We start from the raw sequence: 19083 nt of genomic DNA, 5'->3' as shown, positions 1-19083 counted from the left end.
TCAGCGTTCCGCAACGGCCAGGGCGGCCCGATCGTAGATCTCGTGCATGGCCGCCGCTTGCCTTGCCGGTGAAAACTTGCGCGCTCGGCGTGCGGCGGCTTCGCCGAGCCGGCGCCTATATCGGGCGTCGTCAGAGAGACGATCGACACATCTGGCGAGATCGCGTGGATCATGGACGTCGTAGAACATAGCCGCGCCGTTCCACAATTCGCGATAGGTCGGGATATCGGCAAGCACCAAAGGTGTTGCGGATGTGGCTGCCTCCAGCACGGCAAGGCCAAAGGGTTCGTAGATGGATGGCGACACGAAGATGCCGGCCTGCGCCATCAACCGACGTACTTCATCGTGGCAGACAGAACCCAGAGGAGCGACGTTGCTGAAACTGGTGCGTTGCCCATCGGCGCCCTCGAGCGGCCCGGCGGCGAAGACCGGCCATGTCGTCAGCGATGCTGCCTGGTCCAGCGTAGCTGCGTTCTTTCCTTCGTCCCACCAGCGCGCGGCGGCGAGAACCATTGGTTCGCGCGTCTCTGCCTTTGGACCTGGCCGTGTGCCGTTGCTGACAACGCTCAGGCGGGCGATCGGCCCGTAGCAGGCCTCGAGCATGTCGGCATGGCTGCGGCTGGGCGCGATTACGGCATTTGCCCAATCGAAACCGCGTCTGTTGCGGTCCTTCTGCCAGGCCCATTCGCCGTCCACAGCCTGTCCCCTGACGGCGTGGAGCCACGTCACAACGCATGAATGCGAGACCGCCACGACCGGGCAAGGCACATCAAGTCCCACGGCCTGCGTCGGCGCATTGAGATGGACGAGATCGATCGCGCAATCGCAAACAAGCGCGCGCAATTCCTGCGGCAATCTTTCCAGATCGCTCTCATTCCGCGTCATCCAGTCCGGCGGTGTCTTGAGCCACGCCAAGGCCGCGAAAGCCTGCACCTCCTTCGCCTGCTCCTCGGACGGTTCGGGGCCTAACCCGGCGAGCACGATGCTGTCGCCGCCGTGAGCCAACTCCCGCGCCAGATCAAGCGCGTAGCGCCAGACGCCGCCCACGGCATCGACGGTCATCAGGATTCGCCGCGGGCGGCGGATCAGTGGCTGCAACATGTCGCCTCCAACTCGGCCAACGCGCGCGGACGCTTCTCCTGAATGTCGCTGAACGTCCGGAACGAGGCCAGGTAATGCTCGTGGGCGCGCTCCCAGGCGAGATCGTCGGGCTCGCCCCAAAGCTCGCGATAGCTGGGCGAACTGGGGTAGGGATAGAGCGGCACCGGTTCATTGGCCCACACACCGCGGTCGATGAGGTGCTTGCGCCAATGATCGACCAGAGCGGGATCGTCCTCGATCACGCCGATCAGATTGGCCTGGACGAACGGAACGTGACGTCGTGCATTGACCAGCAGCGCGGCCAGTTCCTCGGTACCCAGCCGGCAACGCTTTGCCAGCATGGCCCGGCCTTCCACGGTCAGACTTTCGAGGCCGGCCTCGATAGAAACGCAGCCGGCGGCGCCCAGCAATTCGAGGAGCTCCGGCTTCCAAAGGTCGATGCGGGTCTGCACCCCGAACTTGACGTCCCGGTCGACCAGTGCCTCCAGCAGCGCCTTCTGCGGCAGGAAGATTTCGTCGATAAAATAGACGTAGCCGACGCCTTGGCCGATCAGCCAATCAATTTCCGTCACGATCGCATCGTGGTTCCTGCGGCGATAGGCGTCGCGGAAATCGATCTTGGCACAGAAGCTGCAATTATAGGGGCAACCGCGAGACGCTTCGACCTCCGCTCCGAAACCCACTTGATTGTCGTCGAACCTGTGGTGATGGTGCGAATGGGCAGCAATCCAATCGGACGGCCAGTTGAGGGGCGGATGACCGACAAACGAGCTGGCGTGGACGCCGCCATTGCCGACAGTTTTTCCCTCGTGGAGATGAGCGGTGTGGGGCACTGCGTTCCAATTGTCACGGCGGGCGAGTTCGGCGACGACCTCCTCGCATTCGCCGCGCACGACGACATCGACGCCAAGCTTGCGCAGCGTTGGCGCCGGCGTCGCCGAACCGTGCGGTCCGACAGCCACGGTGCGCCCGCCGCGCCCGGCAAGGCTGTTGAGGAAGTCGGCAGGCACGCGCAGCTCGGGCGGCGCGCAGCGCCAGAACAAATAGGTCGGCGCCGTGCTGACAACGGTCATGGCCGGAGCGAAAGCGGCGACGCGATCGGCAAGTGCTGCGTTGTCCAGCTTCTGGATTTGCCCGTCCAGCATCAGCACCTGATGGCCGTCGGCCTCCAGCAAGGCTTTCGAGTAGCCCAGTTCCAGCGGCAGATGTGGCTGGCGGCAGCCGAAATAGATGCTGTCCTCGTAGGTCCAGAACGGATTGACCAGGGCGACTTTCATGCCACGTACCTCGCTGGTTCAGGCTCGAGGCGATGACGCTGGAGCCAATCGGCCAGATCACGGACGCCGTCGCGCCAGGTCACATGCGCTTTCCAGCCGAGCGTCACTTCTATCTTGCGGGTGTCGGCGACAAAGAATGGCTGGTCGCCGGTGCGTTCCCGGTCGTAGCGGATCGAGAGGTTCCGCCCGGTCAGCTCGCCGATCTGCTTGAGCAGCATGCGCAGGCTGACGGCGTTGCCCGGACCGCCACCCAGGTTGAATGCTTGCCCCTTGATATCCTCGATCCGGGCAAGTACCCCGCGATAGGCCGCAACAGCATCGGAGACATGGAGGATATCGCGCACCTGCTTGCCGTTGCCGTAGATCGTGATCGGCCGGCCGGAAAGCGCGCTAAGCAGAAAATGGGCGACCCAGCCCTGGTCCTCCGTGCCGAACTGGCGCGGGCCGTAGATGCAGCTCATGCGCAGGACCGCGGTCGGCAAATCGTACGACTTGGCATAGTCGAGCACGTATTGATCCGCCGCGCCTTTGGAGCAGCCATAGGGGGTGCAGAAATCCAGACCGCAGGTCTCGTCTATGCCGTTGGCGCGGATGCCGGCGTCGCAGGGTACGCACCGATCGTCCTCTTCGCGGACTGTGACATCCGGCAGGCCGCCATAGACCTTGTTCGTGCTGGCGAAGATCACGGGAATGCGTCTGCCGCTCCGGCGAGCCGCTTCCAGGACGTTGAAGGTTCCGCGAAGATTGATGTCGAAATCTTCACTTGGCTGGACGAGGCTCGTGGTGACGGCGGTCTGCGCGGCGAGATGGAATATCGCTTTGGAATGCGCCAAAAGCGGCGCCAGCACGTCTCCGTCCCGGACATCCACAGTCTCCACGGCAAGTTTATTGCCGTGCTTCTGCGCCAGCCAAGCCAGGTTCTGATCGACGCCCGGGCGGCTGAGATTGTCGATGACCAGCACCGGCACCCCATCCGACAACAGGCTGTCGGCGAGGTTCGAGCCGATGAAGCCACTGCCGCCGACGATGGCAACCGGCGCTTCACGAAACCCGTCCGGCCTCATGATACCAGTCCCCGCTCTTCGAGTTCCCGTTTCATGTCGGCGCCCCGGTCGATGGCGACCGAGTTGCGAACCCAGGCGACGAACTCGTCGAGTGAATCTTCCAGCCGGTGCTGCGGCTCGAAACCGAGCAGTTCGCGCGCCTTCGAGATATCGGCGAAGCAATTGCGGATATCGCCGGCGCGCGCCTTGCCGAGGATTTCCGGCCGATGTTCCGGCACACCCATAGCGTCGGCGAGCAACCGGGCGACCTCGCTGATCGCATAGGCCCGTCCGCTGCCGATGTTGATGACGTGGCCGCGCGCCTGGCGTTGTTCCAGCGCCAGGCGGAAGGAGCGGGCGACGTCGCGCACATGGACGAAGTCGCGCTTCTGCTCGCCATCTTCGAAAATCATCGGCCGCTGGTCGTTGGCGAGGCGTGAAGCGAAATTCGCCAAAACGCCGGTGTACGGGTTTGACAGCGCCTGTCCGGCGCCGAAGACGTTGAACAGGCGCAGCGCCACCGCGTCGACGCCATAGGCATCCCCGAAGATCAGCACCGCGCGCTCCTGGGCATATTTCGTCAGCGCATAGATAGAGGCGAGGTCGACAGGCTTTTCCTCGTCTGTCGGCAGGGGCGACAGACCTTCATCCGCCGCCGACAGCGGATTCCATTGGCCGCTCTTGATGTCGTTAGCCTGCCGCCGTGCATTGTCGACGCGCCGACCGCCTGGCGTGGCATAGAGACCCTCGCCGTAGACGCTCATCGACGAAGCCACGACGATCCGCTCGACTGGACGTTTGATCAATGCTTCAAGCAAAGTGGCGGTGCCGAGGTCGTTCGCGCCGACATAGCGGGCGATCTCATACATGGACTGGCCGACGCCGACCTCGGCCGCCAGATGGATAATGGCGTCGACGCCCTGGAGCGCCTCGGCGATGGCGTCGCGGTTGCGAACGTCGCCTTTGATCAGTTCGGCCCCTGCCAGCAGGCTGGTCGCCTCGCTGCCGTGCACCTGTTCCAGCAGCGCATCGAGAATGCAGACAGCATAACCATGTTCAACGAGTTCCTGGACGACGTGGCGGCCGATGAAACCGCACCCTCCTGTAACCAGTATGCGTTTCACGACAACTCCTTGCGCAGATGGCCTTGGCGCCCCGAACTGTTTGGCAAAAGGTTTGTTCCCTCTGCTTCAACAAAGATGGTTTTGGGGAGCTCGCACACCGACGTGGCGGCGCGCGACCAGTGCTGGCTATGGGCTGGAACATTGCTGCTTCTTTGGCGTTAGGGCGCACATCCGGCGCGTGGTCGGGAAAGCGGGTATGCGTCTAGCGGTCCGGTTCCGCCGCACAGCAAGCAGACCGGATCGTGAGGATCACGCGCCTGCCAAATCTGGGATCGAAAGGAGATTCCGATGTCTGAATCGAAGACGACTACCGATCATGACGAGATCCGCCAGTGGGCCGAAGATCGAGGCGGGCGGCCTGCCGCTATACGCACCAAGGGCGAAGGCGGCATCCTGCGGATCGATTTTGGCGAGCCCGAGGAGGAGTTCGAAGCCATCGAATGGGATGAGTTCTTTCGGATCTTCGACGAAAACAACCTGGCCTTCCTCTACCAGGACGAAACCGGCGGCGGGAAAACCAGCCGATTCAACAAGTTCGTCGACCGCAACCAGAAAGGCTGAGGAGGCTGCTATGTCAGCGGTGTCGGGTAGCTCTTAAGGTGCGCCTCGCATTCTGACAGAGAACTTCCGTCTAGCTCGCTGTTTTTGCGTGTTTTTCAGACTATTGGAAAACCAGCCGGTCTTTCCAAACATTCCAGACTTGGAAAAGAATCGCAGCCTCAGTGCAACAGGCTCACCACGCTCGCTCTAGCGACATTTCGCATGATGCCGTTCAGCCAGTCTTCGGTCGACACGCCGGCCCGCCGCCTGTCGATCTCGCCGATGGCGCGCTCCAGCGTTCGCTCGACCAGACGGTCGGAAGCCTCCATCCCCCAGAAGCAGAGGGCTTCCCGCCAAGGCCGATCCTCCAGAGGAAACAAGGCATCGAAGACGGCGTAGCTGTCAGACGATTTTCGAAGGTTGCTGGCGTGGCGTAGACGTTCGGGAATGAGGATGTCCTCGTCACCGCTGAAAAAGACGAAGGGCACGCCGCGGCGCATCAGCTCGTCTGCGATCGGAAACACCCGCCGCCCATTGAGATTGACGCCGAGGATCGCGGCCTCAGCCGCCTCGGTATGCATGGACGCATGTTCGACTGTCGCCGCAGGGCCGAGGACGACCGCGCCCATATTGCCGAAATATCCTGACAATGGCAGATTCCGACCCGTAGCGGTGCGCCGCCCACCTTGAAGCGAACAGCGCCGCACAAGCAGCCGCCGTCCCGTACGATCCCGGCCATCGCCTTTCAGTCCAGCGGCTTTTCCGTCGGCCGTGGCGTGGTGCCTGACTGGCGCGGCCGGCCGGCATTGCGGTTCGCCACCGGATTGTCCAGCGGAGCAGTCGATGGCTTCGAGGTCCCAGCGGTCTTTGGCGTCGGCGGTGTCGCTCCCGCATCAGTATCGTTGGCGTCCCGCCTTGGATGTCGCAAGCCGTCGGCATTCGCCTGCCGAATTGCCGGCTTCGATGTGGTATTCTTGTTGGCCATGGTGTCTCCTTCCTGCTGCGACGGAAAGAACGGATGGCGTTCACCGCTCGCAGCGCCTACGTTTCAACCACCGGCACGGCGCGAAGTTCCCATCACCTGCAGCTTCAGGGGTCTCCTGCGCATCCATGGTAGATGGGAACCATTTTCGCTACTGGCTGTTCGGCTCGCAGGAAGGAGCCGCACATGGAGAGACGTAACGCTATACTTTCGCTGGTGATAGCCGCGATCATTATCGTCGGCTTTCTCATTGGCTTTTTGTATGCCGATATGGGCTGGCGCACCTCGCCATTTGAAAGGGCCGCTGAACAAAACCAAGGTGGAAACGCCCCGGCCGACACCTCGCCTGCCGCGGGGATCAAGAAGAACCCCAAAGAGAATACCGAGATGCCGGATCAGCAATAGCCGTGGTCCTTCGGGCAGGAATACAAACCGGGGAGAACCGATCGCTGGATCGGTTTTGCTGGTGATGTCGGACTTACGTAGGCTGCTGGTTTCTGGCTGCCAACGCAGCGGCCTCTTCGTCCGTCACTGGAATCTTCCCTGCGGGTATAAGCCATTTCTGACATTTGCGTATGGAACCACGCCGCTCAGGCTCCAGCGATGATAACCGGCCGATCCAATTACTTCTCACCGATCCATCTTGATTGGCTCTCGCTGCGAGCCACTCCGCCCGCTCCCGCGTCAAGCCGATAAGGCAAGCGCCAGCGAAGTCCGCAGGCACATCCACGGTGGTGTCGAACACGGCCCATGTGTTGGTCGGTTCCTGAACGGCCAAAAACCTCATAACAGCACCTGCTAATATACAGTACGAACTTACTGACGGAGCATTGTTCCGGCATCAACCAAACGAAGGAGAGCTTTTCGTTTTGAGACGCCGCGGCGCGTTTAGCCTTGAGCGGGCAAATTGATCGATACATTCTGCATCGCGGCTGCGACGTCGCTGAAAATAGGGTGGCAGATCTCGACGAGCGAACGCATCGGCTGATGTAGTTCACCGGCTTTCTAAAAGCGCAATTCCGAAACCTGCCGGGAGCCCCGCCAAGCGGCGCGCTTTTGTGCGTCAGCTATCCGCCGTCAGTGCTTCATCTTGCGGATAGTCGACCTCAGCGTATCCGCCAAGGAACTGTCAGCTGGCTTGGGAGCGCTGCTCGGAACCAGGAATCCGCCCTTTAGCAACTCCAGGGCGTCGAGTGCCTCGTCATCCCGCAAATTTGTCAGAGCCACCCCGTCTGCGAAGACAACCCTACCGTCGTCTATGTCGTAGACCTCCCAAAGCCCATCGTTGATTCTTCGAATGGCGTGCCGATGTTCCATAAGAAGACGCTAATTGAGTCTCGGAAACGGTGGCTAGAGAAAATCAGGGGTAGTCCGATATTAGTAGTGGAAAACTCGGGCGCTCTCGACGCGTGGTGCGTGGACGGAAGGCAAGAGTGCAGGGCGGCCGTCGGGCCTGGCAGGCGGCAGTTGACGTTCGTCGCTGGGCGAAACTGAGGTGCGCCGCGCGAGCTGTGTTTTATCGGGGGCATCGCCGACCACAACCAGCTGCAACTTGCCACGATCAGAATGCCCGCCGCGCGTGGGCCCGAGAGGGGACCAAATCGACCACGGGTCCAAATAGCCAGGTTGAGAAACCGTTTGACGATCATTGCGGACACCCGGCCTCTGATGTAATTTAGGGTTCGATCAAAGTGAGGAATATACCGCTGTCGCGACGGCTTTTTCTCTCTTTTCCGTCTCGGCAGATAGCATGCTCTCTAACGGACCTGGCACTGCAAGTTGTGTCCTTGTGGTCGCCAGGTAACAGCGGTTAAGGGATTTGCCATGCTCCGACGTTGCGCATTCGTTGCGGCATTCATGCTCGCAAGCGTCACGACTTTCGAGGCTTCTGCAGTCGAACGAAGGGTCGCCTTTGTAATCGGCAACTCCGATTACCAAGAAATCTCGGCCCTCAAGAATCCGGCCAAAGATGTGGTGGACGTGTCCAACACGTTTCGATCGGCTGGTTTTGATGTTTTTGTCGCGAGCAATCTTACAAAGCTGCAGTTTGAAGGTCAGTTCCGCAACTATCTTGCCGCCGTGGACGGGGCGGATGTAGCTGTCGTCTACTATTCCGGTCACGGCTTTCAGATCGGCGGCGAAAATTTCCTGATCCCTGTCGATGCCTCGTTGAAAGATGCGGCGGACGTCGAGGTCCAGGCAATCAAGCTGAACGACGTGCTGCAGCAGATGCGTTCGAAATCGAAGATCCAGGTGATCATCCTTGATGCCTGCCGCAACAATCCATTCCCTCGCAAGGACTATTGGCTCAGGGACCAGCTTATTACCGCCAGCGGCACCGGCCTTGCGCAAGTAAGAAGCTCGCTGAACACACTGATCGCTTTCGCCACCGAACCCGGCGCGGTTGCCTATGACGGCGCCGGCGACCTCAGCCCATTTTCATTCGCATTTTCTCGTCGGGCCTTGGCTCCGAACCAGGAGATTCGCACGGTATTGGCGACCGTGCGCCGGGATGTAGTTGAGGCTACCAAGGGCCTGCAGGTTCCCTGGGAGAACTCTTCGCTGATCGACGAAGTCGTTCTGATGCGTCGCAGCAGCCGCCCCTCTCTACCGCCCGTGTTGGAGAAAGTCGTGTTGTCGGGAGTCGGGCCTGTCGATCTCAACCTCCCGGAACCGGTGGAGGTCGACGGCGGATCAATCACCGTCAGCATCGAAAGACCGCCCGCCTTGGGACGCCTGATGCTGAATGGCAAGGTTGTCGAAGCGGGAGATCTGATCCAGGGCAAGGATCTGCCGCATTTGCAGATGGATGTCCCCAAGGGAGTTGGCGAGCCGGAAGAGATGGATATGCTGGCCTACGCTGCACGCGACAATTGGGGCGGCGAAGCCAAGGGCATGCTGGTGTTCCGGGTTAAGAGCGGCGAAGGAGCCCAGGGCGAACAGGTGATGGCCTCACTCGAAGCCGAGCAGAAGCAGCAGGTGCTGCAGCGCGGCATTCATGTGACCGGTGCGGCCGAGGCGATCGAGAATCGGGAGATCGACGTTCCGGTCGGCATCGGCGCGGTTGCTCTGAACCTGGACCTCCCGACAGACGATTCGGCGGTCAGCCTGAAGGTTGCCAGCTATCCGGCAACGGGAACGCTCTCCCTGCCGGATCGAGCCCTGTCGCCCGAATCGAGCTTGACGGTCGGTGAAGTCGAGGGGCTGCGCTATGAACCCCAGATCGGCGCCAGCGCACCGGTCGAGATCGCCTTCGAAATTCGGGCGGACAGCGCAGTATCCAAACCCGCCAAAATGAAACTGTCGCCAAGCGTGGATCCGTGCGACTCGGCTGCCGGCGAACCTCTCGACCTTCAAGGCGTCGTCCCTGGCCTGCTGCCAAATGAAATCGGCGCCGACGCGGTGAAGCTCTGCGAGGCTGCGGTGAAGGCATATCCCGATGTCGCGCGCTTCCGCTACGAACTGGGGCGCGCGCTGCTTGCGGCCGGCAAGGTGGAGCAGGCCAGGAAAGCCATCCAGCAGGCTGCCGATAGGGGACACGTGCGCGCAGTGTTCGAACTCGGCTACCTCTACGCGACCGGAACAGGCGTGGCTGTCGACCGCAAGCAGGCCAACACCTTCTACGCGGCTGCGGCCGACAAGGGCGATCCCTATGGGATGACGTCGTGGGGCCGAGCCTTGTTCCATGGCTCCGGCGTCGAGCGCGATACAGCCAAGGGGCTGGACCTGCTGCTCAAGGCGGCGGCGATGGGTCACACATATGCTATGAACGATCTCGGCGCGATCTTCACCGAAGGCCGCAACGGCGTGACCGCAGATCAGGCCCGTGCCGTTGCCTTCCTGGAGGCTGGCGTCGAGCGGCAGGACATGTATTCGATGAACCTGCTTGGCCGGAACTATCTGTCCGGCGCGGGCGTCGATAAAGATCCCAAAACGGCGCTGGCCCTGTTTCAGAAAGCCACCGAACTCGGCCAGCCCTACGCTCCAAGCAACCTGGCGCGCATGTACCGCGACGGCGTGGGCGTGGAGCGCAACCCGGCGGAAGCGCAAAGACTGTTCGAGATGGCGACCATGCGGGGCGATGAGTATGGTGCATTCGATCGCGCGGTTCTCGAAATGGAAAAGGGCGAAAAGGCCGACCAGGCCACCGCGGTCCGCTTTCTTGCATTTGCGGCCGCACTGGATTTTCGCAACCAACTGCCAGAGGCCCGGACGAACCTCGCAAATTTCGGCACCAAGGTGAAAACGACGGCGTTGAAGCAGCTGCGCCGGGAACTCAAATCGAAGATTCCTGCGTCCGGTTCGCTGGACGACCAACTGGTCGGCGCGGCCAGGCGGGTCTGGGAAGAAGCCAACCCGCGTCGGGACGTGTTTTAATCAATCAGGAGGTAAACGGTGCGCAGGACATTGAAGCACGCAATCGTCGGAACAGCCCTGTCCGGCATCCTGGTGGGGCTCACAGGCTGCACGTCCTTGATGCCACCCGAACCAACGCCGCTGGTGGAGACGTCACCGCCGAAGGTCCTTCGCAGGACACCTGTAGAGCAGAAGGTCGTCAAGGCCGCTCCCAAACGGGTGGTGACGAAAAAAGTGATCAAGCCGGTTGAGGTAGAGCCTGTTGCCGCACCTCCTGTGATCGCTCCTGCTCCTTGGCGAGGCGGAGGCGGAGGCGGAGGCGGCGGCGGCTGGGGATAAGCCAACTTCCGTTTCGCTTTCACGAAAGCTCGCGCAACATCACGGGGCGGATCGGAGGATGCCGCACCATGTCGTTCTCGACCGCACCGCGAAGATCTAGGGATGACGGATACCGTTGATCCACTGCCTGGCTTCGGACGACCCTATTTTTTCCCGACCTATCTATAGACTTCGGCGATCCCGCAATCGACGGAAAGACCTCAAAGGCAAGCCACGCTTCAGTCCGGTGGAAGGGCTCGACGAGGCAATATGGGACAGTCACTACGATGGCTGCCATGGAACTGGGCTCGGTTGTGCGGACAGGAAGTTTCGCCACCGACGATGTCTCGGTGCTGCGGCTGCAACATCCGCTGGGGACACGTTTCAGGGTGGCGCTGCCAAATGGGTCCAAGACGGCTGCAAGTAAGGCAAGCAATCAGGATCCAGACTGCGCTCTAATTTGCATCCGCTGATTGGCGCAGCGCCTCGATCTCCGCCATCTGAATGCCCATTTCGACAAACGCGGAAAGAACTGAAAAGCGGTCCTCCAGCGCAACGCGTGCCAGTCCGGCCAGAACCCCCGCACTCACAGCGCGGGCGGCTGGTTGCAAGGCCGATACCGCTGCCGTCTCCATAGCTGCACTATTGCCATGCCATCCTGCAGCCAGGGCAATCCAGACGGCAGGCGTTGTTGGCGGCATTCCTGCCGCAGCCTTGCTCACTTCGGCGCGATGGTGAGCGCTATCCGGTTCGCTGACCCAGTCACGAACAAGCGCGAGCAATTCCTGATCCCTGCGGTCGAGCAGAACGGTGAGGTGGCTCAGGCACTCATGGGCCCACCACACCGCAGCCCGCTCGGGAAGCAGATAGGCACAGAACGTAATCGCCTCCTCGGGCACCCGCCCGGCAAGGAGGGCGCGGCAAAATTCAATTGAAGGCTGTTCGGTCGGGAGTGCCACCATGTCCCTGGAAACAGCGGGGCAGGCCATGAAAAGATCCCGTGCCGTTTTGAATCGAAGCTCATTGGCCATGGCCGCCACGCATTTACTGGGGAACAATCGACACTGAAGCCTGGACAGGGTGCGGTCAAGTCTCCAGTCCTCAGCAAGATGTAACTGCCGTCCACTCCTCGTATGCCTGACGTTTATTGACAGACATTCGCTTCGGAATTTGGTATTGTCCGCAGTCGATGAAATCGGATGCTCAAGACAGGAGTAACCGTCATGCAGTTGGGCAGTTTAGCCTTCGTGTTTACGGTCACGCTTTTTTCGACCCATGCTTTTGCTGATCCGCTTCAGAAATCAGAAGACATCGTGAAGTTTTTTGACGCAGCGAGCGAGTTCGGCCCGTCGCGTGGAATTTGCGTCGGCACCGAAGACGAATGCAGCAGCAAGAACAAAGCAGCGCCGGCCGAAAAAACCAGCCTCGACATGCTGATCAACTTCGGCCTGGATTCTGCGGAACTCGATGCGACTGCGCGCGCTGAACTGGACGAGTTCGCCAAGGCACTGAAGGACAGCCGACTGAGCACTCTGAACTTCGTTGTTGAGGGGCATACAGATGCGACCGGCTCCGCTGATTACAACGAGGGACTGTCGGAACGAAGAGCCAGATCGGTAACAACCTTCCTGACCTCTAACGGCATCGATCCTGCCCGCATCAAAGCGACGGGCCTGGGCGAGACGAATCCGCGCGACCCCAACCCATTCGATCCGGTAAACCGCCGGGTGGAAATGCGGATAAGGACTGAATAGCTGGAGCGGGTGCGCTAGGCTGAGACCAGAGCCGCGCGCCGTTTTCCCCGCGCGAACCGGAGGTTAGCGCAGCAAAACCGATTCCGAATTCCGGGTTATGGCTGGTTCAAAGGGTATTCTGCATCGGGCTTATGAGGGCCGTGATCGCCTGCTTGTATTTTTCGAACTCCGGCGATGTCTGCCGGACTTGCGTTGTTGTCGTTGTCTGTTGAGCCACCTCAGTCGTCGTCGGGCTCAGCTTCCTGCCCATTTTCCTTTCGGCCCAGCTCACGACATAGCTGGCGGACTTGCCGGTGAGAAACGGGTTGGCTTGAATGACGGCCGATCCGAGCACGGCGCTCAATTGCGCCGAACCCGGCGACGACAACACTTGATGGGCGCCTTCCATTCCCAGGAAATGACAGAGATAAAGCCGGCCGGCTGTGATCTGGTGGCCGCGCGCCCGAAGATAGGCTTCGCCTTCGCGCGCCAGATTGCTGACCATCTCGCGCGAGATGGTGGCGTCGTAACGCAGAGCGAGCAGGTCGGCGGTCGATAGTGTCCGCGCCAGTTCGGGGCGGTAGGTATTCATCATCCGGATCCACGTCTTGGTTATGAACTGACCGGCGCCGGTCGCCGAAGAAAGTGGGTTCTTGGCGCGGGCTTTGCCGCCACTTTCGACTTGAACGATACGCTCGGTCAGCGTTTCGACAGCGGAAGCGTCCGTCGCGATTGCCGTAACCGTGCCTAGCGGATCGATCGCCTGCCCATTGCGATAGAGTTCGAAATGCAGGTGCGGCCCGGTCGAGAGCCCGGTGGTGCCGATATAGCCAATGACATCGCCTGCCTTCACCTTCGCGCCGACACCGGCCTCGACTGCGAATTTCTGCATATGCGCATAGCGCGTCTCGCTGCCGTCCCCGTGCGAAATCTTCACCAGATTGCCGTAACCACTTCCATCGCCCTGGAAGACGATTTCGCCGTCGAAGGCGGCGGCTATCGGCGTGCCCAGCGGCGCCGCCCAATCCACGCCCTTGTGGATACGAACGGTTCCGAGGATTGGGTGCTTGCGTGGGCCGAAAGTCGAGGTCATGACTCCGTTGACCGGGGTGACCATGCCGTTGGCGACTGTCAGCGAGCGAACCTGATCGTCGCCGCTGACGCATGCAAACTGGCCGTCGGTCTGCTGGAACACGAAACAGTCGAGGCCTTTTTCGCTACCCTGGACGCCGACATACAGCACCCGGCCGGCCGTCTCTTCCTTGCCACGCGGCCTTTGCGAATAGATCAGGACCAGACGTTGCTCTTCGCTGGCAAACGCATCCAGATCCTGTCCTCGTGACAGATACATGATCGCTTCTCCGATCACGCCGGTCGGGACTTTGTTGCGTGCTGCTGTCGAGTAGATCGCGTCGAGCAGCCGGTATTGCCTTTTGTGCGTGCCTTGTGCCTGTGCACCCGAGTAGTTGAACAGGTCTTCGCGCACCCAGGGGTCGACACCAGACACAAACACACCGGCGGCATTGCGCGTCAGCGTGCCGACAAATACGTTCTTGGCATATATCGAAACCTGCATGAGAGACATGGTTGTCGTCTCGCGCGTCGGCCTGAAACCGCGCATGGCGACGACATGACCTGGCTCAAGGCTTTCCCGATTGAAAAGCGCCTTCAGGGCTTCGCCTGCCAGCTTGGCATCCTCGGCGGAGAAATGCGCATCGAGCGCAACGCTGTCCAGGCTGCGGTCGTTGAGGATCTTTACGAAAATGTCCTCGGTAGCCTGGTATCTCTGATGTTCACTGATGACATTTGCAACGCTTGTGTTGTTTTCGATCTGGGTCTTCCGGAACGCGGGAAGGGCTGCCTCGCCTGAATCGATTGTTTCGCCCCAACCTGCTTCGGCATCATCCGCACCCCCCTGCGGGTCAGAAGCAACCGGGGCCTCGTTTGGAACGGGCGGTGGCTGAACGTCGTTTTGCAGCTCGTCGGATGGCGCCGGCGCGGTCTGTCGCTGCGCCTGGAAGAATGCGAAATCTTCTTGTGTGGACGGTATCGTTGTCATGAACTTTTCGCTGGCGCTAAGCATCACGTCGGACAGAATTTCGATCTGCGGAGAAACGCCGGCCTGATCGAGTTCTGCCGGGCGCGGGATCACTTGGCTTTTTGTTGCGGCGCCGGTGTCGGGCGCAAGGGTGATCCACATCGGGTCGCCTGCGAGATCGATGATGGCAGGCACATAGACGGATGCGTCGGCGGGCACATCGTCGGTTCCCTCGACGGCCTGCAGCTCCTCATCCTCGTCGCCAAACGACCAATAATCGGCGGTGAGATAGAAGCCGGCAGCGATCGACAACAGGACAACCATGGCAAGACCGGCAAGCAGCCTGCGCCAGAGCCTGCGTCTGCGCAGGGCGGCGCGCGCCTGCTTTTTCAACCTGAAGCTTGTGTCGATACTGTGCGTCACGGATTGCTTCCGGTCAGAAAAAAGGTCCACCGCACCTGTTCAAGCGTATCGATTTCGAGAAATCGTGCGGCGATATGGCCGCGCTGCCAGCATTCATCGATGCCGCGTATCGAGAAACGCCGCCGGTCGATGCACATTTCGGTCGACCCGGTCAGGGTCGCATGGCCAAAGACGTCCGTCGCATAGATGTAGATGTAGCGGTTGGTGAGTTCCTCGCGGATGACGTTCACGCACTGATTTGCGCCGATGGTCCACCAGCCATCGGTCTGGTCCGCATTGTCGACCTTCTGGCCGACAGCGAGATTGACGACGTCGAGCGTCTGATTGCAGACGGTGAATTCGGCGCGCGCTTCGTGGGACGACAGGAGAGCCAGCAATGTCGCGCCCAACATGACCGCAAGTCTGATACGGCCTCTCGGGCCAAGCAGGCCGCGAAGCTGGTCACGCTGACTGTTGGGCGGGACAGTTGTCAGGAAGGAAATGCGCGAGCGGCGGTGGTCCATCGGCGTTCATGCTACCCGCCGAGCCGGAAGTACTTTGCCGTTGCGGAGAACTCAGCTCGGTTGGCGTCGATCTCATCGAGAATCCTGGGCAGCAACAGCGCGGCTGGTGTCGGCGCGGAGAACGCCGCAGCCTGAATATCCTGTGGACCCGTGATCACCATTATGATCTGCGGCACGACCTTGCCGGCCGCCTTGTCGGCTGCGCCGAGATCGATCGGAATGTTGAAAGTGGCCTTGTCGGCTTGCGCCAGGATACGATCGTCGAGGCTGAATGCCATGCCCCTGTGGTCGATCAGCAGCACGCTCGAAATAAGGCCGCCATGCGTCACCAGCGTGCCACCGATCGGCGAGCCGCTCGGCACCGTCGTTCGATCGAGAACAAGCTGCGGCTTGTCAGCCGGCATCTGGTCCAGAAAGCGCAGAAAGTTGGTGACTTCGCATTGAGCCGGCTCGATGAGGCGGACGCTGATGTCCGGTTCGACACGGAATCTTGCCTGGAAATCGGACAGCATTCGTTCGAACGGCTGGACCTCCGTGCCCAATCCTTCGATCGCAACGGCGGCCTCGGTTGCCGAGGTCAACGTCGCATAGAAACAGTCGCCACCGTTGAAGTCGCGCACCCAGGAGACCCGTTGCGCAGCGTGGTCGAGGGCATTTTTCGGCGGCAGTTTTAGGTCCGGTTTCGGCACGTTCAAGGCAACAGTGGCCTCGCCCGGCTGTCTGCCTGGCGCCGGCTCGTACCGCTGCCGTTTTGCGCCCGCATCATCCGTCTGGCTTGCGGCGGGTCCGGGCACCCGCGCGGCCGCCTTGGGTTGTGTCTGCTGGCTGGCCGGCTGATCGGGCTTCCGGCTCTCCATTATTTCGGGCTGGACCGCTGGGGGCGAAGCCTTATCGGCCGGCGGCATCGGCGCGACCTTGATGCGCGGCGCAACCGGCTCCGGGGTTTCCTCGGTTGGCGAAAGGACTTCGGCGGGCCGTGTCGGCTCCAACTGTTGATCCGCCGCGGCATCTGCCCGATTTTCAGCTGGCGATGGCGCCTCGGCTACCGCCGGCTCCGAGCTCTCCTCGGATGCCACCGGCTCCGAAATGTCCTCGGATGCCGCTGGCTCCGGGGTCTCCTCGGTTGGCGAGAGCACTTCGGCGGGCCGCGTCGGCTCCAGCCTTTGATCCGCCGCGGCATCTGGCCAATTTTCAGCTGGCAACTGCGCTTCTTCTGCTGCCGGCTCCGAGGTTTCCGCGGATGCCGCCGGCTCCGAGCTTTCCTCGGATGCCGCCCGCTCCGGGGTTTCCTCGGATGGTGTGAGGACTTCGGCGGGCCGTGCCGGCTCCAGCTTTTGATCCGCCGCGGCAGCTGCCTGACTTTCGGCTGGCGGCGCACTGGCTTCTGTTTGTGACTGATCGGGTGGAACTGCCTTTGCCGGCTCGTCGCCCGGCGAATTTGAGGCGCTGTCCGTCAGGGCCGGTTTTGATGCTTTTGGCGACAAAAACGCTGTATCGCCGGCGGTCGGCGTGGAAGGCGTCATCACGCCGCTGAGATAAACGCCTGCAGCCGACGCGACAGCCAATGTCGCCAGGGCAGCGATCGCGATCGATCGGGTCTTGGCCGACTTTGCAGGCACCTTTGGCAAGACCGCCCGAGCAGGGGCGGCAACTGGCGAAGGCCTTGGCTCGGACAGAAGCGCCGGCCGGACATGCGGAACGAAGCGCTGCTCACCGGCAGCCGCCGGAGGCTGACTTGCCATATTAGGACCGGCAAGCTTGGGACCGGGAAGCTTGGGACCAGGCGCGGCGGTTCCCCCGGTTCGCAGCGTCCGATCGCGCGGTGTGGTCGACGTTGGCGGCCTTGTCTCCTCGTCGGTGTCGTCACGTGTCGCCCTGGCGATATCCGCCATGCTGATCGGCCGTTCCTGTGGATCCGGCTGCAGCATGGCCTCAACAATTCCACGAAAATCGGCATCGATGTCGGATAGGTCCGGAACGCTGCGGCGTTTTTCCACGATCTCGTACTGGGAGCCGCCCATGTCGATCGGTTTCCCGCGCAGAGCAGCGGCCAGCACCAGGCCCAGGCTGTAGATGTCGGATTGCTCGCTGACTTCGCCGCTGTACAGCCCGAGTTGCTCGGGAGAAACGTAGTTGTACTTTCCCGCGAACTTTCCGCCGATCAGCGTCTCGCCGCCGACGGTCGCCGACCGCGCGATACCAAAATCGATGATCTTTGCGCGATCGACCCGGCCTCCCGGCAGGATGATGTTGTCCGGGGAGAGGTCGCGGTGTATTGCTCCCGCCTGATGCACGGCGCTCAAGCCGGAAGCCAGGCGATGGCACAGCTTTCGCACGTCTTCCGTCGGCATCGGGCCACGTCGCATGATATCGAACAGCGATTGGCCGTCGACGAATTCCATGGCGAGGTAGGGGCGACCAATGCCTGGGTCTATGGTGAAGACGTGATATCGCACGACCGCTTCGTGCGACAGGTGATTGAGGATCGATGCTTCCTTGCGGAACAGCGACAGGATCGTCTGATCGCGGGCGAACTCGGGCAGGACGATCTTGATCGCGACGTGGTCGCCGGTCTGGATGTTGTGGCCACGGTAGACTTCGCCCATGCCACCGAATCCGATCCGCTCGTCCAGTTCATAGATGCCGCTGAGTTGCGTGCCTACGGCTGTGGTGGCCACGTCAGGCGATATCCGCGTCTTGTCGTCGGCGCTCATCAGCCTCAACCTTCCGCCCTGGAAGGACCGGGATAGGCCCCATTGCCCCCGTCTCCGATCTTGACGAGCACGATCGTGACATTGTCCGTTCCCCCGCGCGCCAGCACCATTTGCAGCAGGTTTTCGCATGCCGCCTGAGGTGTCGCCGACACCGCCGCCGCCTCGATCTCGGCGTCTGTGACATGCGCTGTCAGCCCGTCGGTGCTCAGCACAAATATGTCACCCGGCATGATTTCGCCTTGCTGGAAATCGATCACGATCTCGTCGCTGACGCCGACCGCATGCGTGATAACGTTGCGGCGCGGCCAGGTGAGCGCCTCGGCTGCGCTGATCATGCCCTTGTCGAGAAGTTCCTGGACTTCGGTATGGTCTCTCGAAATCTGGGAGATCGAGCCGTTGCGGATCAGGTATACGCGACTGTCGCCCGCCCACAGGCAGGCAAACCGCCCATCCATCGCCAGCAGGGCGGCGACAGTGGAGCCAATGGTCACGCCGCGAGATTGCGATATCCTGCGTATTTCGGCGTTGGCCCGGCTCAGCCGGTCCTCGAAGCGCGCGCGAAGATCCGGTGCGGAGCTTGCAATACCAATCGTTGCCAGATGATCGACGATGCTGGCCGATGCGACTTCCCCGGCATCATGTCCGCCCATTCCATCGGCCACCACCCACAGGCCGGTGCTCGGCTCGACCAGATAGCTGTCTTCGTTGAGCTCGCGGACACAGCCTCTGTGGCTGACGCCGAAGCTTTCAAAGGGGAGGGCGACATCGTTCACTTTGCCACCAAGCGCTTCTCAAGCGTCCTCTGCGGCGCACCGTCAGGCGCTCGCTCGCGCCAGTTTGCCACAGGCTCGAACGTTAGAGTATCGAAATCAACGTCCGCCCAGCTGTTGCCGATGGACAGCCGCACCCTGTTGGAAAATTCAAAGGTCAT

At 61.4% G+C, this 19083-nt stretch carries 16 protein-coding genes and 1 pseudogene; 4 read left to right on the top strand and 13 right to left on the bottom strand.

The annotated features are described in order from the left end of the window. The 4 genes from A9K68_RS23865 to A9K68_RS23850 are packed head-to-tail and all read right to left on the bottom strand — an operon-like array spanning nucleotide 1 to nucleotide 4545. Complete coding sequence (locus A9K68_RS23865) at nucleotides 1-1101, bottom strand: glycosyltransferase family 4 protein (RefSeq protein WP_082982205.1); 1101 nt, start codon at nucleotides 1099-1101, stop codon at nucleotides 1-3. Beyond that, nucleotides 1086-2378, bottom strand: a complete 1293-nt coding sequence (locus A9K68_RS23860; protein ID WP_065006867.1) for a TIGR04295 family B12-binding domain-containing radical SAM protein — start codon at nucleotides 2376-2378, stop codon at nucleotides 1086-1088. Before A9K68_RS23860 ends, A9K68_RS23865 begins: the two co-directional genes overlap by 16 nt. After that, nucleotides 2375-3442 carry an NAD-dependent epimerase/dehydratase family protein gene (locus A9K68_RS23855; RefSeq protein WP_065006866.1) on the bottom strand — a complete coding sequence of 356 codons (1068 nt, stop codon included), beginning with the start codon at nucleotides 3440-3442 and terminating at the stop codon, nucleotides 2375-2377. Before A9K68_RS23855 ends, A9K68_RS23860 begins: the two co-directional genes overlap by 4 nt. After that, nucleotides 3439-4545 carry an SDR family NAD(P)-dependent oxidoreductase gene (locus tag A9K68_RS23850; protein ID WP_065006865.1) on the bottom strand — a complete coding sequence of 369 codons (1107 nt, stop codon included), beginning with the start codon at nucleotides 4543-4545 and terminating at the stop codon, nucleotides 3439-3441. Before A9K68_RS23850 ends, A9K68_RS23855 begins: the two co-directional genes overlap by 4 nt. Nucleotides 4546-4833: 288 nt before the next feature. Between A9K68_RS23850 and A9K68_RS23845 the strand changes: the two genes are divergently transcribed. Continuing rightward, nucleotides 4834-5106: a hypothetical protein gene (locus tag A9K68_RS23845; protein ID WP_029356200.1), complete on the top strand. Its 273-nt coding sequence runs from the start codon at nucleotides 4834-4836 to the stop codon at nucleotides 5104-5106. A 158-nt stretch (nucleotides 5107-5264) separates the two neighbouring features. Here A9K68_RS23845 and A9K68_RS23840 read toward each other — a convergent pair whose 3' ends face one another. The 3 genes and pseudogenes from A9K68_RS23840 to A9K68_RS23835 all read right to left on the bottom strand — a co-directional run bounded on the left by A9K68_RS23840 (nucleotide 5265) and on the right by A9K68_RS23835 (nucleotide 6070). Next, complete coding sequence (locus tag A9K68_RS23840; protein ID WP_156768213.1) at nucleotides 5265-5735, bottom strand: response regulator; 471 nt, start codon at nucleotides 5733-5735, stop codon at nucleotides 5265-5267. Beyond that, nucleotides 5726-5824 (bottom strand): annotated as a pseudogene (locus tag A9K68_RS31880) (GFA family protein); the annotation flags it as partial. The gene A9K68_RS23840 and the pseudogene A9K68_RS31880, both read right to left, overlap by 10 nt. A 6-nt stretch (nucleotides 5825-5830) precedes the next feature. After that, entirely contained in the window at nucleotides 5831-6070 is a 240-nt protein-coding gene (locus tag A9K68_RS23835; RefSeq protein ID WP_065006863.1) for a hypothetical protein, read from the bottom strand. Nucleotides 6071-6253: 183 nt separating this feature from the next. On the opposite strand from A9K68_RS23835, the gene A9K68_RS23830 reads away from it, so the two are divergent. Together A9K68_RS23830 and A9K68_RS23825 are read left to right on the top strand one after the other, a co-directional pair. After that, nucleotides 6254-6472 (top strand): hypothetical protein, encoded by a 219-nt coding sequence (locus A9K68_RS23830; protein WP_029356209.1) that lies wholly within the window; start codon nucleotides 6254-6256, stop codon nucleotides 6470-6472. Between the two features lie 1452 nt (nucleotides 6473-7924). Further along, entirely contained in the window at nucleotides 7925-10444 is a 2520-nt protein-coding gene (locus A9K68_RS23825; protein WP_246811220.1) for a caspase family protein, read from the top strand. 752 nt (nucleotides 10445-11196) lie between these two features. Here A9K68_RS23825 and A9K68_RS23820 read toward each other — a convergent pair. Continuing rightward, nucleotides 11197-11772, bottom strand: coding sequence for a hypothetical protein (locus A9K68_RS23820; protein ID WP_082982201.1), 576 nt, complete (start codon nucleotides 11770-11772; stop codon nucleotides 11197-11199). A gap of 192 nt (nucleotides 11773-11964) precedes the next feature. Here A9K68_RS23820 and A9K68_RS23815 point away from each other — a divergent pair, with 192 nt between their 5' ends. Further along, complete coding sequence (locus tag A9K68_RS23815; RefSeq protein ID WP_065006955.1) at nucleotides 11965-12495, top strand: OmpA family protein; 531 nt, start codon at nucleotides 11965-11967, stop codon at nucleotides 12493-12495. 106 nt (nucleotides 12496-12601) lie between these two features. Here A9K68_RS23815 and A9K68_RS23810 read toward each other — a convergent pair whose 3' ends face one another. The 5 genes from A9K68_RS23810 to A9K68_RS23790 are packed head-to-tail and all read right to left on the bottom strand — an operon-like array spanning nucleotide 12602 to nucleotide 19083. Then, nucleotides 12602-14935: a M23 family metallopeptidase gene (locus A9K68_RS23810; RefSeq protein ID WP_065006858.1), complete on the bottom strand. Its 2334-nt coding sequence runs from the start codon at nucleotides 14933-14935 to the stop codon at nucleotides 12602-12604. After that, nucleotides 14932-15438: a DUF1036 domain-containing protein gene (locus A9K68_RS23805; RefSeq protein WP_246811219.1), complete on the bottom strand. Its 507-nt coding sequence runs from the start codon at nucleotides 15436-15438 to the stop codon at nucleotides 14932-14934. Before A9K68_RS23805 ends, A9K68_RS23810 begins: the two co-directional genes overlap by 4 nt. An 11-nt stretch (nucleotides 15439-15449) precedes the next feature. After that, on the bottom strand, nucleotides 15450-18152 hold the full coding sequence (locus A9K68_RS23800) for a serine/threonine-protein kinase (RefSeq protein WP_065006857.1): 2703 nt from the start codon (nucleotides 18150-18152) through the stop codon (nucleotides 15450-15452). 5 nt (nucleotides 18153-18157) lie between these two features. Beyond that, a complete protein-coding gene (locus A9K68_RS23795) occupies nucleotides 18158-18925 on the bottom strand; it encodes a protein phosphatase 2C domain-containing protein (protein WP_065006856.1) in 768 nt (255 codons plus the stop codon). Further along, nucleotides 18922-19083 (bottom strand): hypothetical protein, encoded by a 162-nt coding sequence (locus A9K68_RS23790; RefSeq protein WP_163603061.1) that lies wholly within the window; start codon nucleotides 19081-19083, stop codon nucleotides 18922-18924. The genes A9K68_RS23795 and A9K68_RS23790 overlap by 4 nt, the downstream gene beginning before the upstream one ends.

The organism is Mesorhizobium sp. AA22 (assembly GCF_001672375.2).
In the GTDB taxonomy this organism is placed as follows: domain Bacteria; phylum Pseudomonadota; class Alphaproteobacteria; order Rhizobiales; family Rhizobiaceae; genus Mesorhizobium; species Mesorhizobium wenxiniae.
The sequence above is the reverse complement of the archived record's forward strand: the minus strand, read 5'-3'. Positions and strand labels throughout refer to the sequence as shown.

Excerpts from the sequence above, each read along its gene's own strand:
- A9K68_RS23865 (WP_082982205.1), bottom strand. The coding sequence starts at position 1,101 with ATGTTGCAGCCACTGATCCGCCGCCCGCGGCGAATCCTGATGACCGTC.
- A9K68_RS23860 (WP_065006867.1), bottom strand. The coding sequence starts at position 2,378 with ATGAAAGTCGCCCTGGTCAATCCGTTCTGGACCTACGAGGACAGCATC.
- A9K68_RS23855 (WP_065006866.1), bottom strand. The coding sequence starts at position 3,442 with ATGAGGCCGGACGGGTTTCGTGAAGCGCCGGTTGCCATCGTCGGCGGC.
- A9K68_RS23845 (WP_029356200.1), top strand. The coding sequence starts at position 4,834 with ATGTCTGAATCGAAGACGACTACCGATCATGACGAGATCCGCCAGTGG.
- A9K68_RS23835 (WP_065006863.1), bottom strand. The coding sequence starts at position 6,070 with ATGGCCAACAAGAATACCACATCGAAGCCGGCAATTCGGCAGGCGAAT.
- A9K68_RS23830 (WP_029356209.1), top strand. The coding sequence starts at position 6,254 with ATGGAGAGACGTAACGCTATACTTTCGCTGGTGATAGCCGCGATCATT.
- A9K68_RS23825 (WP_246811220.1), top strand. The coding sequence starts at position 7,925 with ATGCTCGCAAGCGTCACGACTTTCGAGGCTTCTGCAGTCGAACGAAGG.
- A9K68_RS23820 (WP_082982201.1), bottom strand. The coding sequence starts at position 11,772 with ATGGCCAATGAGCTTCGATTCAAAACGGCACGGGATCTTTTCATGGCC.
- A9K68_RS23815 (WP_065006955.1), top strand. The coding sequence starts at position 11,965 with ATGCAGTTGGGCAGTTTAGCCTTCGTGTTTACGGTCACGCTTTTTTCG.
- A9K68_RS23805 (WP_246811219.1), bottom strand. The coding sequence starts at position 15,438 with ATGGACCACCGCCGCTCGCGCATTTCCTTCCTGACAACTGTCCCGCCC.
- A9K68_RS23800 (WP_065006857.1), bottom strand. The coding sequence starts at position 18,152 with ATGAGCGCCGACGACAAGACGCGGATATCGCCTGACGTGGCCACCACA.
- A9K68_RS23790 (WP_163603061.1), bottom strand. The coding sequence starts at position 19,083 with ATGACCTTTGAATTTTCCAACAGGGTGCGGCTGTCCATCGGCAACAGC.